The sequence below is a fragment of the Streptomyces sp. NPDC007189 genome (assembly GCF_040703635.1).
In the GTDB taxonomy this organism is placed as follows: domain Bacteria; phylum Actinomycetota; class Actinomycetes; order Streptomycetales; family Streptomycetaceae; genus Streptomyces.
Window position 1 is genome coordinate 402856 of record NZ_JBEYEY010000005.1, and the last position, 13480, is coordinate 416335.

The following is a 13480-nucleotide window of genomic DNA, read 5'->3' on the forward strand; positions in this document are numbered from 1 at the left end:
CGTGCGGCACGGTCACCGCCGTGGGTCCGAAGGGGCACCGCACGTCACGCAGTCGGCTGTTCCCCGGGCGGCGCGGCCGTGCTCCCGCGCACCACCAGCCGGGTCGACAGCTCGGTACGGGTGCCCTCCGGGCGTTCGCCGTGCATCATCCGCACCAGCAGCCGGAGCGCGGTCGCCGCCATCTCGCCGAGCGGCTGGCGGACCGTGGTCAGCGCCGGGACGGCCCAGCGCGCCTGCGGCAGATCGTCGAAACCGACGACGCTCATGTCGTCCGGCACCCTCAACCCCCGCTCGGCCAGCGCCTCGTACACGCCGAGAGCCATCCGGTCGGAGCACACGAACACCGCCGTCGGCGGCTCGGGCAGGTCCAGCAACTCGTGCGTGCACCGCCGGGCAGCGGCCTCGTCGGAGCCGGCGTGCCGCACGTACTCGGCGCGGTGGCGCAGCCCGGCCGAGGCGAGCGCGGAACGATAACCGGCCACCCGGGCGCCGCCGCACACCGTGCGCCGTTGGCCGGCGATCACCGCGATGCGCCGGTGACCGAAGCCGAGCAGATGCTCCGTCGCGCTCACCCCGCCCTGCCAGTTGGCCGCCCCGACCGACACCACACCGGGCGGCGGCTCGTGCGCGGGGTCGATCAGCACGTACGGGATGCGATGGTGGTCCAGCCACGCGTACTGCGCCGGGGACAGCTCCGCCAGGTTGAACAGCACGCCCGAAGAGCCGCGTGCCGTCAGCCGGTCCAGCCACTCGCGCTCCGGCCGGCCGGTCCCGTTCGGCCCGGCCGAGACCACCACCTCGAGGCCCGCCTCGTACGCCGCCGCCTCCACCCCGTGCAGCACGGCGCCCGACCAGGTGCTCTCCAGCGAGTGCACCACCACGTCGACCAGGCTCGGCGTCCGCGCCATGTCGAAGCGGGGCCGGCGGACGTAACCGAGCCGGTCCAGTGCCTCGGTGACGCGGCGACGGGTCTCGGGCGCCACGTCCTCGCGGCCGTTGACGACCTTCGACGCGGTCGGCACGGACACCCCCGCCTCCCGGGCCACCACCGCCAGCGTCGGCCCGGCCGTCACGTTCGCACTCCCCGCACGGACCACAGGAAACCACCTCTCCGGCCCGCCGCCGGGCCATCGAAAGTTGCGGCCAACGCTGCTTTCGCGGCCCCTTTGACGACCGGGAAGAAAGCGCTTCCTACGATAGGTGTGCGTCCACACGGCGGGAAGACAAGGGAAGACACGGGGATTCCCGCGATCGGCGGCGGCCGGTACTTTCGAAACTCCGAACATCGGCGGGCGGGTTGCGGAGGGGGCGAGGTGAGTCAGGCAACCCGGGACAGGTCCGTGTGCCGTACCTCGTGCAGCGGTGGCAGGCCCGCGGCCAGCCGCTCCAGTTCCTCCACGACGATCGTGCCCAGCCGCTCCAGCTCGTTGCCGAGGGAGCCGGCGATGTGCGGGGTGAGGAAGACGTTGGGCAGCCCGTACAGCAGTGAACCGGCGGGCAGCGGCTCGGGCTCGGTGACGTCCAGGACGGCGGACAGACGGCCGGAGACCAGCTCCCGGGTCAGCGCCTCGTGGTCGACCAGCGCACCGCGCGCGGTGTTGATCAGCACGCCGCCGTCCCGGATGAGGGCGAGCCGGGCGCCGTCGAGCATGTGACGGGTCTCGGGGATGTCGGGGGCGTGCAGGCTGACGATGTCGCTGCGGCGCAGCAGGTCCTCCAGCGGCAGCGGTTCCGCGCCCAGGGCCGCGGCCTCGGCGGGGCTCACATAGGGGTCGTACAGCAGGACCGTGAGGTCGAAGGGCCGCAGCAGTTCCAGGAGCCGGCGGCCCACCCGGGAGGCCCCGACGACCCCGACGCGACGGCGGAGATTGCCGGTGGCCGCCGTGTCGGAGGGAGCCGGCGGGGTGTGCGTGCGCCGGTAGCGCTCACGGTGGCCGAAGGCATCCTTGCCGGCGAGGAGGATCATCGCGAGCGTGTACTCCGCCACCGGTACGGCGTTGCCGGCGACCGCGCTGGACACGGTGACGCCGTGTTCCCAGAGCGCCTCGCCGACCAGGGAGCGGACCGAGCCCGCCGCGTGCAGGACGGCACGCAGCTTCGGGGCCGCGGCAAGGACCCCGGCGTCCAGGCGCGGGCAGCCCCAGCCGGTGATCAGCACCTCGGCCGGGGCCAGCGCGTCGGCCACCGCGGGATCAGCGAAGTCCCGTACGACCAGCGCCGTGTCGATGCCGGCCGTGCGCCGCAGCCGGGCCATGAGCGGCGGCGGGAAGAGCAGCGGGAGGTGGACCGGATCCATCGCGAACACGGTTCGCGGCGGCTGGGCGCTGGGCGGCATGGCTCTCCTGACGAACCGGAAGGAGAAAGGCTTTCAGAAAGCGCCTTCTACGGTAGGTGTGCCGGGAACAGCCGGTCAATCGGCAGACGAGCCGGCTTGATCACGGCGGGGTGCACGGCACCGCGTCCGCGGCGGAGCCGCTCCCGCGCCCGACTGGCCTGGCCTCTGCCCGGCGGAACCGTTTCCGCCCTTGACTGGTCAGGCAGGCCCCTGCCCGGTGGAACCCTTTCCCGCACTGAGTGGTCAGGCCCCTGCCTGGTGCCGTACCGCCGCCGCTTCATGGGCGTACAGCCGGCGCGGCAGCCGGGACCGTACCCGGCGGGCGCGGACGGCGACCGCTCCGGAGCCCTGGGCCACGCCCGGCCGGTGCGGGCGACGCCGCGACCGGCTCGGCTTCGGCGCCCACGCGTGTGAGCGTCTGGTGACTCACCGTACCGGGCGTCGCCCGAACGGCCCTCCCGTGCGCCCGTGCGCCGGAATACCCGGCGCTCTTGTGGTGCTCTGATGTTGCACGGTGCACTAGCGCGCGGCGAAGGGCTGGTGGGCGATGACGGCAGACCAGGCGAACCCCGTGGTCAGAACGCCGTACGGGGCGGTACGCGGCCGGTACGAGCAGGGTGTCGCGGTGTTCCGTGGCATCCCGTACGCCGCCCCGCCCTTCGGTCCCCGCCGGTTCCGCCCGCCCGAGCCGCCCGAGCCCTGGGACGGGGTGCGCGACGCCGGCGACTTCGGGCCCACCGCGCCCAAACCGCCGTACTCCGAGGCGTTCGCCCAGTACCTGTCCGACCCCGAGATCCCCGGTGACGACTGCCTCAACCTCAACGTCTGGACCCCCGAGCCGGATCCCGGCGCCCGCCTGCCGGTCCTCGTCTGGCTCCACGGCGGCGCCCTGACCAGAGGATCCTCGGCCGTACCCGTCTACAACGGCGCCACCTTCGCCCGGGACGGCGTCGTCTTCGTTTCCGTCAACTACCGCCTCGGCGTGGAGGGTTACGGCCTGTTCCCCGACGCACCGCCCAACCCCGGCCTGCGCGACCAACTCGCCGCGCTGCGCTGGGCGCACGACGCGATCGGCGCCTTCGGCGGCGACCCGGACCGGGTCACGCTGTGCGGCCAGTCGGCCGGCGCCATCAGCGCGGGCGCCCTGCTGGCCGCGCCCGCGAGCCGGGGCCTGATCCGGCGCGCGGTCCTGCAGAGCGGTCCGCCCGAGTCGTCCGAACGGGACAAGGTACGGCGGATGGTGCGCCGCATGGCCGGCCGGCTGAAGATCCCCGCCACCGCCGAAGCCTTCGCCGCCGTCGACCGCGACCTGCTGCTGCGCACCCAGGCCGAGGTCGGCCGGCTCAGCAGCCCGGTCCTCGGCGGCCCGGCGTTCGGCATCGTCGTGGACGGCGACCTCGTGCCCCGCGACCCGCTGGCGGCCCTGATCGACGGCGCCGCCCAGGACGTCGACCTGCTCATGGGCTGGACCCGCGACGAGTACCGGCTCTGGCTCGTGCCCGGCGGGCTGGTGGAGCACGTCGACCGGCTAGGAGCCGTCGCCCTCGCCGGCGCCATGGCCCGCTGCCACACCGGCCATGAGGTGCCCCGCGGTTACCGCGCCCTGAACCCCGACGCGGGCGCCGCCGAGATCGTCGGCCAGATGGTCACCGACCACCTGCTGCGGATCCCGCTCCACCGCCTCGCCGACGCCCACGCCGGCAACTCCCACGTCTACGAGTTCGCCTGGCCCTCCCGCCTGCCCGGCCTCGGCGCCTGTCACGCCCTGGAGCTGGGGTTCGTCTTCGACTCCGGGGACATCCCCGAGTCGAAGAGACTGGCCGGCGAGGGCGCGCCGCAGGAACTGGCCGACGCCATGCACGCGGCCTGGGTGCGGTTCGCGACCACCGGGGATCCCGGCTGGCAGGCCTGGGACGCGTCCCACCCGGTGCGGATCTTCGGCGACGGTGCACCGCATACCGCGTACGGTCCCCGGGACGCGGAAATCGCCCTCTGGTCGCTCGCCCCCACCGTCCCCGAACCGACCCCCGCCTCGGAACTCCGGGCCCCCGGCGCGGAGTTGGCGGCGGCGGTACGCCGCCTGCGCCGCTCGACGGGAGCTACGCGCCGCCGCTGAGCGTTTACGGTGGTCGGTGGTCGGTGGTCGGTGGTCGGTGGTCGGTGGCCGGTGGCCGGTGGCCGGTGGTCGGTCTACGGTCGCCGGTCTACGGTTGCCCGTCTACGATCGCCGGTCTACGGTCGCTCATCTACGGTCGCCAGCCGCCGGCCTACAGTCGTCGGTCGCGCGTCTACGGTCGCCCGCCCGCCGGTCTACGATCGCCCGTCGCCCGTCGCCCGTCGCCCGTCGCCCGTCGCCCGTCGCCCGTCGCCCGTCGCCCGTCTACGGTCGCCCGCCGCCTGTCGCCAGTCGTCGCACAAGGGCGAGGCGACCGCACGGAACGACTCAGGACAGCGGGTGATGCCGGCCGAGGGGAGTGAGTCGGCCGGCTCGCGCCGTCAGGCCGCGTCCACCGCCTGCCTGATCGACGCGATCGCCTCCGGCCCCACGCGGCAGCAGCCCCCGACGAGTCGCGCGCCCGCGTCCTGCCACGCCTTCACCTGCTCGGCGCCGAACCTGGTCCGCCCGGTCCAGGCACGCGCCCCGGCGTCCCAGGACTCGCCGCTGTTGGGATACACCACGACCGGCTTGCCGGTGACCCGTGCCGCGATCTCCACCGCAGGCTCCACGTCCTCGGGCGCACAGCAGTTCACGCCGACCGCGATCACCTCGTCCCTGTCGGCGGCCAGGGCGAAGGCCTCCTCCAGGGGCTGCCCGGCACGCGTCTGCCGGTCGTCGACGGTGTACGACAGCCAGGCCGGCACCCCCAGCCCGCGCACCGCCCTGAGCAGCGCGGCGCCCTCGTCGGCGTCCGGCACGGTCTCCAGCGCGAGGACGTCCGGAGCGGCGGCGGCCAGCACCTCCATCCGTGGCCGGTGAAAGCGCTCCAGCTCGTCCACGCTCAGCCCGTACCGGCCGCGGTACTCGGAGCCGTCCGCGAGCATCGCCCCGTACGGCCCGACCGACGCCGCCACCCACAGCGGCCGGTCGACGCCCGCGCCCCCGGCCTGCCGGGTGGCCTCACGTGCGAGGTCCACGCTCAGCGCGAGCAGCCGCGCGGCCTCCTCATGGCCGATCCCGCGCCGCGCGAAGCCCTCGAAGGTGGCCTGGTAGCTGGCGGTGATGGCCACGTCGGCGCCGGCCCGGAAATAGGCGAGGTGCGCCTCCGTCACCGCCTCCGGCCGCTCGGCGAGCAGCCGCGCCGACCACAGCTCGTCGCTCAGGTCGTGCCCGGCCGACTCCAGCTGGTTGGACATGCCGCCGTCGAGCACGACCGTCCCTGCGGCGAGGGCGTCGGCGAGGGTGGGGGAGGTGTCGCTGGTCATGCCTCGACGCTAGTCCAAACCGACCGCCGAAGGAGCCCCAGCACGGCAGCCGACGGCTGCTCAGGCGAGCAGGTCGATGGCGTCGATCGCCGTGCCCGCGCTGAGGTGGCCCGTCGTTCCCGAGCCGCTGACCACGTCGATCCTCAGCACGTTGTACTGGCTGGTGTCCGTGCGCCAGGCACTGGCCGGGACGCTGTAGCTGAAGGTGTGGTTGTTGCCCCGGTAGGAGCCCACCGTGAGGGACCGGGTGCTCGGCTGGGTGGGCGGGGAGGGGATCGCCGAGGTCCAGGCGTCGTTGACCGTGATCTGCGGCCGGCCGTTCGCGTAGGCCGTCGTCACGCCGATCCTCAGGGTGTGCGCGGCGGCGGCCTGAGCGGCGGTGAGCCTGAAGTAGACGAGCAGGCCGCTGTTGACGTCCTTCCACAGGTAGCAGGGGAAGGCGGAGGTCTCGGAACCGCTGCCGATCACCACGTTGCCGGTCCAGGCGGCGGCCCGCGCGTCCGAGGGATGCGCGTGCGTCATCAGGTCGGCGTTCTTGAAACCGCTCGGAGTGCCGTCCCAGGAGCCGAGCCGCCAGATCGCGCCGGCGTTGGCGGGGTCGTTGGACGACGGGATCGTGATCGTGTTGAGCGTGGTCGTCGCGCCCGCGGATACGGTGACCTGCGTACTGTAGACAGCCAACTCGCCCTTGTAGACCGTCAGCGTGTACACACCCGGCAGTATGCGGTCGACCGAGAAGTAGCCGTCCGAGGAACGCGCCGAACCCCAGTACTGCGCCGCCGCGTTGGCGAGCCCGACCGTGTACGGGTACGCCGTGTCCCGCCCCGTGATGCCGACGCCCGCGAGCCAGCCCCGGCCGCCGTCGGGGACGTACCCCAAGATGCCGAGCGAGTCCGCCCAGGGCGTGGTGAGGGTGCCGTGGTACAGCGCGGACGACGGCGCACCGCCGTCTGTGAAGGTGATGACGTAGGGGCCCTGCAGGCCGAACCGCTCGGACTCGGTCTGGTTCTCGCCGTAGTAGAGGATCTCGTACAGGCCGCCGCCGTCGGCGCTCTGGTGGCGCAGCAGGGAGCGGTAGAAGGGGCCGCCGGACGCCTTCTCGTGGTTGCTGCGCACGATCCACAGTCCGGCGCTGCCGGTGGTCCAGCCGATGTAGTCGTAGTCGATGACCCGGCGCCGCGCGTAGTGCTTGGAGCGGGTCTGCCCGTCGGACTTCGCGAACACGTCCGAGGCCTCGACGGTGCTGGTGGTGTAGGTGTAGGAGTCCGGTTCGTCGTTGAGGAACAGGCCCGCCTTCACCCGCACGATGTACCGGGTCGCGGTGACCGAGGAGTCGGCCTTGTTCGTCCACAGGTAGATGTTGTTCTCGCCGCTGCGGGCCGCGTAGTAATGCCGCAGGGTGCCGTGGGCGACGGAGATCAGAATCGTCGAGCCGGACTGCTTCAGGGTCACGGTGGAGGCGCCGAGGCCGGACTCGACGTGCGAGTTCTTGCCGCCGTAACCCTGGTACTCGGTGCCCTTGTAGACCAGCGAGGTCAGGTCGCCGTTGGTCTTGCCGACCTTGAAGACGAGGCTCGCGCCGGTGTCGACGACGTAGTTCGAGCCGTCGTCGCTCCAGCCGAAGCCGGCCGCCGAGGCGGAGCCGGCGAGCGGGCCGGCGAGGGCCGCCGAGGTGGCTGAGGCGGCTGAGGCCGCCGAGGCGGCGGAGCCGAGGACGAAGGTGCGGCGGCGGACCGCTCTGCTTGCGGACCCGGACATGGGGTCTCCTTCGAAGGTGTGGGGGTGCCGGTGGCGGCAGAGTGACAGTCGAACGCTGTTCGCGAAAGGGCTTACGGCGGTAACTGCACGGTATTTCGGCGAAGTTGGACGGAAGGCTAGTAAGCGCTTGCCCCACCCGGTACGGTCTCGGGTCGGCCCACGACGATCGACGCAGGAGCCGTCATGAGACGTGTCAGAACCGCCGCGCTGCTGGCGGCCGCCCTCGGCGCCACGCTGACCGCGACCCCCGCCCATGCCGACGGCGGCCGTCCGCCCGGCATCGCCCACTGCACCGCCACCGCCTGCCACTTCGACGTTCCACCGGGCAGCTACGACGTGACCGTCCGCCTCGGCGGCGCGGCGGCGTCCAGCACGAGCATCACCGGGGAGACCCGGCGCGCCCTGCTCCCGGAGACCGCCGTCCCGGCCGGCGAACACCGCACCCGCGGCTTCACCGTGGACGTCCGCACCCCCGAGGGCGAACCGACCGGCCCCGACGGCACCCCCGGCCTGGACCTGACCCTCGGCGGCTCCGCCCCCGCCCTCGCCGGCATCCGGGTCACCCCGGCCCGGCACGCCCGCCGGATCTTCCTGATCGGCGACTCCACCGTCTGCGACCAGCCCGCCGCCCCCTACTCCGGCTGGGGCCAGCAGCTGCCGCAGTACCTGCGCAAGGGCCTGTCGGTGGCCAACTACGCGGACTCCGGCGAAAGTACGGTCACCTACCTGGCCGATCCCCGGCTGTGGACCACCGTGCAGCCGCTGATCCGCCCCGGCGACCTCGTCCTCGTCCAGCTCGCCCACAACGACAAGACCACCGACGAGGCGACCTACCGGGCCAACCTGGAGACCCTGGTCGCCGGAATCCGGGACCAGGGCGGCGAGCCGGTGCTCGTCACCCCGATCGTCCGCCGCTGGTTCAACGCCGACGGCACCCTGGACAACGGCACCGCCCTGCTGGTCAACGGCCTCGGCGTCGACCTCCCCGCTGTCATCCGTTCCGTCGCCGCCGCCGAGCACGTCTCCCTGATCGACCTCACGGCGAAGACGAAACAGCTGGTGGAATCCCTCGGCCCGGAGGGCTCCAAGGCGATCTACCTCTACAACGAGAAGCGCGACAACACACACACCTCCGTGCACGGCGCCACGGTCTACGCCGGCCTCGTCCGCGACGGACTTCTCGCCCTGCGTCTGGTGCCCGAGGGCGCCGTACGGGTGGGATGAAGCCCTGGGGCGCCCCGACCGGAACCGGGGCGTCCCAGGCCACGCCAGGAAGGAAGGCCGCAGCCGTGATCGAACTGCCCGCCGACGACCGTGAGACGAGCCCCGCAACCGGGTACACCCGCGCCCACTGGGAGGCCGCCGCCGACGCCCTGCTGGCCGCCGTCGAGCCCTACGCCACCCCCGACCGCGCCCTGTACCACCTCCCCGGCGACCACGTCAGCCACTCCGGGCACCTCTCCGACGGCCTGGAGGGATACGCCCGTACGCTGCTGCTGGCCGCCTTCCGCCGCGACGAGAACGCGCTCGGCCGCTACGCCGACGGCCTCGCCGCCGGCCCCGGCGGCGTCTGGCCGCGCATCGAGGACCGCAGCCAGCCGCTCGTCGAGGCCGCCTCCGTCGCGCTCGCCCTGCGGCTGACCCGGCCGCTGCTGTGGGACCGGCTGGAGGACCCCGTACGGCAGCGCACCGCCGACTGGCTGGCGGACGCCCTCGCCGCCGAACCCTGGCCGTGCAACTGGGAGTTGTTCCCGGTCACCGTCGGCGGCTTCCTGCAGGAGATCGGCCACCGGCCCGAGGCGGCGAGCAAGGCGATCGACCGGGGCCTGGAGCGGATCGAGGGCTGGTACCTCGGCGACGGCTGGTACACCGACGGCGACGGCCGGAAGTTCGACTACTACAACGGCTGGGCGATGCACCTGTACACCGTCCTCCACGCATGGCTGGCGGACGACGGTGAACTGCTGTCCGTATACGGTCGACGGTTGTCACGCCACCTCGCCGACTACGCCCGCCTGTTCGGCGGTGACGGCGCCCCCCTGCACCAGGGCCGCTCCCTCACCTACCGCTTCGCGACGGCCGCGCCGCTCTGGCTCGGCGCCCTGACCGGACACACCCCCCTCGCCCCCGGCGAGACCCGCCGCCTGGCGTCCGGCGCGCTGCGGTACTTCCTGGACGGCGGCGCGGTCGACGAGCGCGGGCTGCTCCCGCTGGGCTGGCTGGGCCCCGACGTCTCGGTCGCGCAGACCTACTCCGGCCCGGCCTCGCCCTACTGGGCCAGCAAGGGGTTCCTGGGCCTGCTGCTGCCGCCGGAGCACGAGGTGTGGACGGCCACCGAGGAGCCGGGGCCAGTCGACCGTGCCGACGAGGTGCGGCCCGTACCCGTCCCCAACTGGCTGCTGCAGTCGACCCGTTCGGACGGCGTGGTCCGGCTGCACAACCACGGCAGCGAGGACGTCCGCTACGACCCCTACTACACCCGGCTCGCCTACTCGACGGCGACCGCGCCCTCGGCGTCGTACGACAACAGCGTGATCGTCGGCGGCGATCCGAGCCGTACCCGGATCGAGCCGCTCGGCGCCGGTGAGGGATGGGTCGCCTCCCGGCACACCGTGCGCGACGGGATCACCGTCACCAGCCTCGTGCTCGCCGAGTGCGCGGCGGAGGTGCGCGCCCATCTCGTGGCCGGCGCCGCGCCCGGCACCCCCGTGCGGATCACGGGATGGCAGGCCCCCGACGGGCTGCGCGCCGAACTCCTGCCGGTGTCGGGCCTGTCGGAGGGCGGCTCGGAGACGGATTCCGAGTCGGATGGGGAGTCGGATGCAGAGGGACTGACAGGGCGGACCGGCGCGGACGGCGTCACACTGTTCGTGGCGCTCGCCCGGCTCACCGGCGAGGTGGATCCGAGGCCCCTGACGGAGCTGGTGTCCGTGACGGTGGGCGAGGACCACCGGGTGAGCGTCCGCTGGGCGTCCGGCGCGGAAGAGGTCTTCGCCTTCACGGCCTCGGAGGGGGGATCCGGGGACTCGCAGTGGTCGGTGGCGCGCTGGTGAGCGGACGTCACGGTTCGGCGAACGCCGAAGTGTTCCGGTCCTAGCGTGGCCGTATGACCGCAGAGCACCCCCCGACCCCGTTCGCCGCGCTCCACCACCGCCCCGGCGAGCCGCTGCTGCTGGCCAACGCCTGGGACCACGCGTCGGCGGCCGCGCTCGCCGCGCGGGGCTTCCCGGCGATCGGCACCACGAGCCTGGCCGTGGCGGCGGCCGACGGGCTGCCCGACGGCGAGGGCGCGACCCGCGAACAGACGCTGAGGCTCGCCGTGACCCTCGGTGCGGAGCCCTACTACCTCTCGGTCGACGCCGAGGACGGCTTCAGCCGGGACCCGGACGACGTGGCCGAGCTGGCGCGCGCGTTGTGGGCGGCCGGCGCGGCCGGGGTCAATCTGGAGGACGCGCTCGGGCCGGCCGACCGGCACGCGGCGAAGATCGCCGCGGTGAAGGCCGCCGTGCCCGGCCTGTTCGTCAACGCCCGCACCGACACGTACTGGTCCGGCGACGGCGACGACCGGGAGGCCCTGCGGCGCCTGGAGGCCTACCAACAGGCGGGCGCCGACGGGGTGTTCGTGCCCGGCCTGACCGATCCCGGGCGGATCGCCGCCCTCGTACGGCACCTCGACCTGCCCCTGAACGTCCTCTGGTCGCCCGCGGGACCGACGGTCGCCGAGCTGGCCGGCCTCGGTGTGCGCCGGGTCAGCGTCGGCTCGCTGCTCTACCGGCGGGCGCTGGGCGCGGCGGTGGAGACGATGGCCGCCGTGGCGGGCGGGCGCGCGCCGGAGGGCGCCACACCGTCGTACGGGGAGGTGCAGGCGCTCAGCCGCCCGCACTCGGTGGCCGACGACTTCTCGTGACGGTTTGACGAAGTACTGTCCGATGCCTTGACAGGGCCGGACGGCTACGGCGAGGCTCTCGCCGGAAGGTGATCGCCTCGACGTGACAGCGCGTCAGATGCACAGGGGTGCGCCCTGCCTGCTCAGGCGAAGCTTCCCCGCGACAGGAAGGTCCCCGCCCATGTTCCGCTCCGCACGCAGAGCCGCACGTCGCGCCACCGGACTGACCCGCACCGTTCTCGCCGCGGCCGTCGCGCTGAGCAGCAGCGCCCTGATCGGGCTGGCCTCCGTCCCGGCAACGGGTGCCGAGAGCGCGGCCGCCTCCCTCACGCCCGCGCAGTTCCACGGCGTGAACTGGGCCGACCCGCGCGACAACTACGCCGACGACCCCGTGGTGCTGTCGGGCCTGAGCCTGTCCGACGACTACGCCACCACCTACGCCAAGGCGAGCCGCGTCATCGCGGGATTCCGCAAGAACCTCCAGGCGAACACGGTGCGGCTGCCGGTGAATCCGTACACCGTCAACGGTTCCTCCTGGCGCTCCTACCGGGCCGTCATCGACGCCGCCACCGCGCACGGCTTCAAGGTCGTCCTCAGCTACTGGGAGGGCACCGGCGCCCGGAAGGACGGCTTCGTCGACGACCTGCCCGCCTTCTGGCGCATGTGGAGCACCGTCACCGAGTCCTACCAGCGCAATCCGCTCGTCTACTTCGAGCCCATGAACGAGCCGCACGGCTACACCGCCGAGGCCTGGGCCGACCTGGCGGCGCAGTGGATCGGCGCCTACCCCTCCGTGCCCCGGAACCGGATCTTCGTCAGCGGCTCCGGGTACAACGACAGTGTCGTCGGCGTCTGCGCGGACCACCGGCTCGACGGCACCTACCTGTCCCTGCACCACTACGGCTTCTGGAAGCAGAGCGCCACGTACGACCAGTGGGTCGCCGACCTCAAGGCACGCATCGGCGACTGCGCCTCCCGCACGGTCGCGGACGAGTTCGGCGCCCCGATGACGACCGGGCTGGACTACGACCAGCCCGCCTCGGCGGCCGCCGACCCCAACTCGGTCGCGTTCATCCAGGCCGACACCGACACGTTCCGGGCCCTGCACATGGGCGCGGTCTACTGGCCGGGGCTGCGCACTGGCGACACCTACAGCATCCAGACCCTCACCGGCAGCGGCACCCGCCTGGGCCTGGCCACCACCAACGCCTCCGGCGCGGACCGCCTCGCCTGGGCCTGGGGCAAGGGACACCCCGCGACCGAAGGGTGACGTCAGCCGGTGCCGGCGTCCCCGCGCGCCGTCTCGCGCGGCCAGTGGGTGAGGGCCAGGTGCAGCGCGTCGATCGCCTTGTCCCAGGAGGCCTGTACGTCCCGGTCGGCGCCGAAGCCGCCACAGGACTCCAGGGCGCAGTAGCCGTGGAAGGTGCTGCGCAACAGGCGTACGGCGTCGGTCAGGTCGGGCTCGTCCAGGCCGTAGCCGCGCAGCATGCCGTAGGTGATCTCGGCGGTGCGGCGCATCGCGGGGGAGTCGGCGACGAGCGAGAGGTCGATACGGATCTGGGTGGCCGCGTACCGGCCGGGGTGTTCCAGCGCGTAGGCCCGGTAGGCGCCGGCGAAGGCGGCCAGCGCGTCCTTGCCCGCGCGGCCGGCGACGGCCGGCGCGATCCGGTCGATCAGCTCACCGCCGGCGTACAGCGCGAGCCGGGCACGCAGGTCGTCCAGCCCCCGCACATGCGAGTACAGGCTCGCGTCCTTCACCCCGAACCGCCGAGCCAGCGCGGACAGCGTGACATGCGCGAAGCCCGCCTCATCGGCGAGTTCGGCCGCCGCCGCGACGAGCCGCTCGACGGTGACTCCGGCACGGGCCATCAGCGCGTGTCGCCGGCGGCGCCCTCGACGCAGTCGCCGTCACCGGCATCGCTGTAACTGCTCTGCAGCCGGACCAGGTCGGTCGTGCTCATGGCGCTCCTCGCATCCGCTCCAGCAGGATCCGGGTGTCTTCCGGGGTGAGAGTCCGTGAGCGAAGTTTCGCACAGCGCAGGAGCACGCTGATCGTCTCAGGGCCGATGAGAGCACGG

The 13480-nt window shown here is 73.2% G+C and carries 10 protein-coding genes; 5 read left to right on the forward strand and 5 right to left on the reverse strand.

Annotated features, from left to right (window positions below):
* Positions 1 to 44: 44 nt before the first annotated feature.
* The gene (locus AB0950_RS13755) at positions 45 to 1097 is read right to left on the reverse strand and encodes a LacI family DNA-binding transcriptional regulator (protein WP_366778560.1); all 1053 of its coding nucleotides are present in this window, start codon (positions 1095 to 1097) and stop codon (positions 45 to 47) included.
* 221 nt (positions 1098 to 1318) lie between these two features.
* A complete protein-coding gene (locus AB0950_RS13760; protein ID WP_360570532.1) occupies positions 1319 to 2296 on the reverse strand; it encodes a hydroxyacid dehydrogenase in 978 nt (325 codons plus the stop codon).
* A 586-nt stretch (positions 2297 to 2882) separates the two neighbouring features.
* On the opposite strand from AB0950_RS13760, the gene AB0950_RS13765 reads away from it, so the two are divergent.
* Positions 2883 to 4451, forward strand: coding sequence for a carboxylesterase family protein (locus AB0950_RS13765; protein ID WP_366778562.1), 1569 nt, complete (start codon positions 2883 to 2885; stop codon positions 4449 to 4451).
* Positions 4452 to 4831: 380 nt separating this feature from the next.
* Here the strand turns inward: AB0950_RS13765 and mmuM are convergent, their stop codons facing one another.
* Together mmuM and AB0950_RS13775 are read right to left on the reverse strand one after the other, a co-directional pair.
* Positions 4832 to 5758: a homocysteine S-methyltransferase gene (gene mmuM / locus AB0950_RS13770; protein WP_360570536.1), complete on the reverse strand. Its 927-nt coding sequence runs from the start codon at positions 5756 to 5758 to the stop codon at positions 4832 to 4834.
* Positions 5759 to 5818: 60 nt separating this feature from the next.
* Positions 5819 to 7516: a rhamnogalacturonan lyase B N-terminal domain-containing protein gene (locus tag AB0950_RS13775; RefSeq protein ID WP_366778563.1), complete on the reverse strand. Its 1698-nt coding sequence runs from the start codon at positions 7514 to 7516 to the stop codon at positions 5819 to 5821.
* Positions 7517 to 7699: 183 nt separating this feature from the next.
* Between AB0950_RS13775 and AB0950_RS13780 the strand changes: the two genes are divergently transcribed.
* From AB0950_RS13780 to AB0950_RS13795, 4 genes are all read left to right on the forward strand, one after another.
* On the forward strand, positions 7700 to 8740 hold the full coding sequence (locus AB0950_RS13780) for a rhamnogalacturonan acetylesterase (protein ID WP_360570540.1): 1041 nt from the start codon (positions 7700 to 7702) through the stop codon (positions 8738 to 8740).
* 68 nt (positions 8741 to 8808) lie between these two features.
* Positions 8809 to 10569, forward strand: coding sequence for a DUF2264 domain-containing protein (locus AB0950_RS13785; RefSeq protein WP_360570665.1), 1761 nt, complete (start codon positions 8809 to 8811; stop codon positions 10567 to 10569).
* A gap of 53 nt (positions 10570 to 10622) precedes the next feature.
* Complete coding sequence (locus tag AB0950_RS13790) at positions 10623 to 11423, forward strand: isocitrate lyase/phosphoenolpyruvate mutase family protein (RefSeq protein WP_360570542.1); 801 nt, start codon at positions 10623 to 10625, stop codon at positions 11421 to 11423.
* 160 nt (positions 11424 to 11583) lie between these two features.
* Positions 11584 to 12672, forward strand: a complete 1089-nt coding sequence (locus tag AB0950_RS13795) for a cellulase family glycosylhydrolase (RefSeq protein WP_360570544.1) — start codon at positions 11584 to 11586, stop codon at positions 12670 to 12672.
* 2 nt (positions 12673 to 12674) lie between these two features.
* On the opposite strand, the gene AB0950_RS13800 is transcribed toward AB0950_RS13795, so the two are convergent.
* The gene (locus AB0950_RS13800; RefSeq protein WP_360147527.1) at positions 12675 to 13271 is read right to left on the reverse strand and encodes a TetR-like C-terminal domain-containing protein; all 597 of its coding nucleotides are present in this window, start codon (positions 13269 to 13271) and stop codon (positions 12675 to 12677) included.
* Between the last annotated feature and the right edge of the window lie 209 nt (positions 13272 to 13480).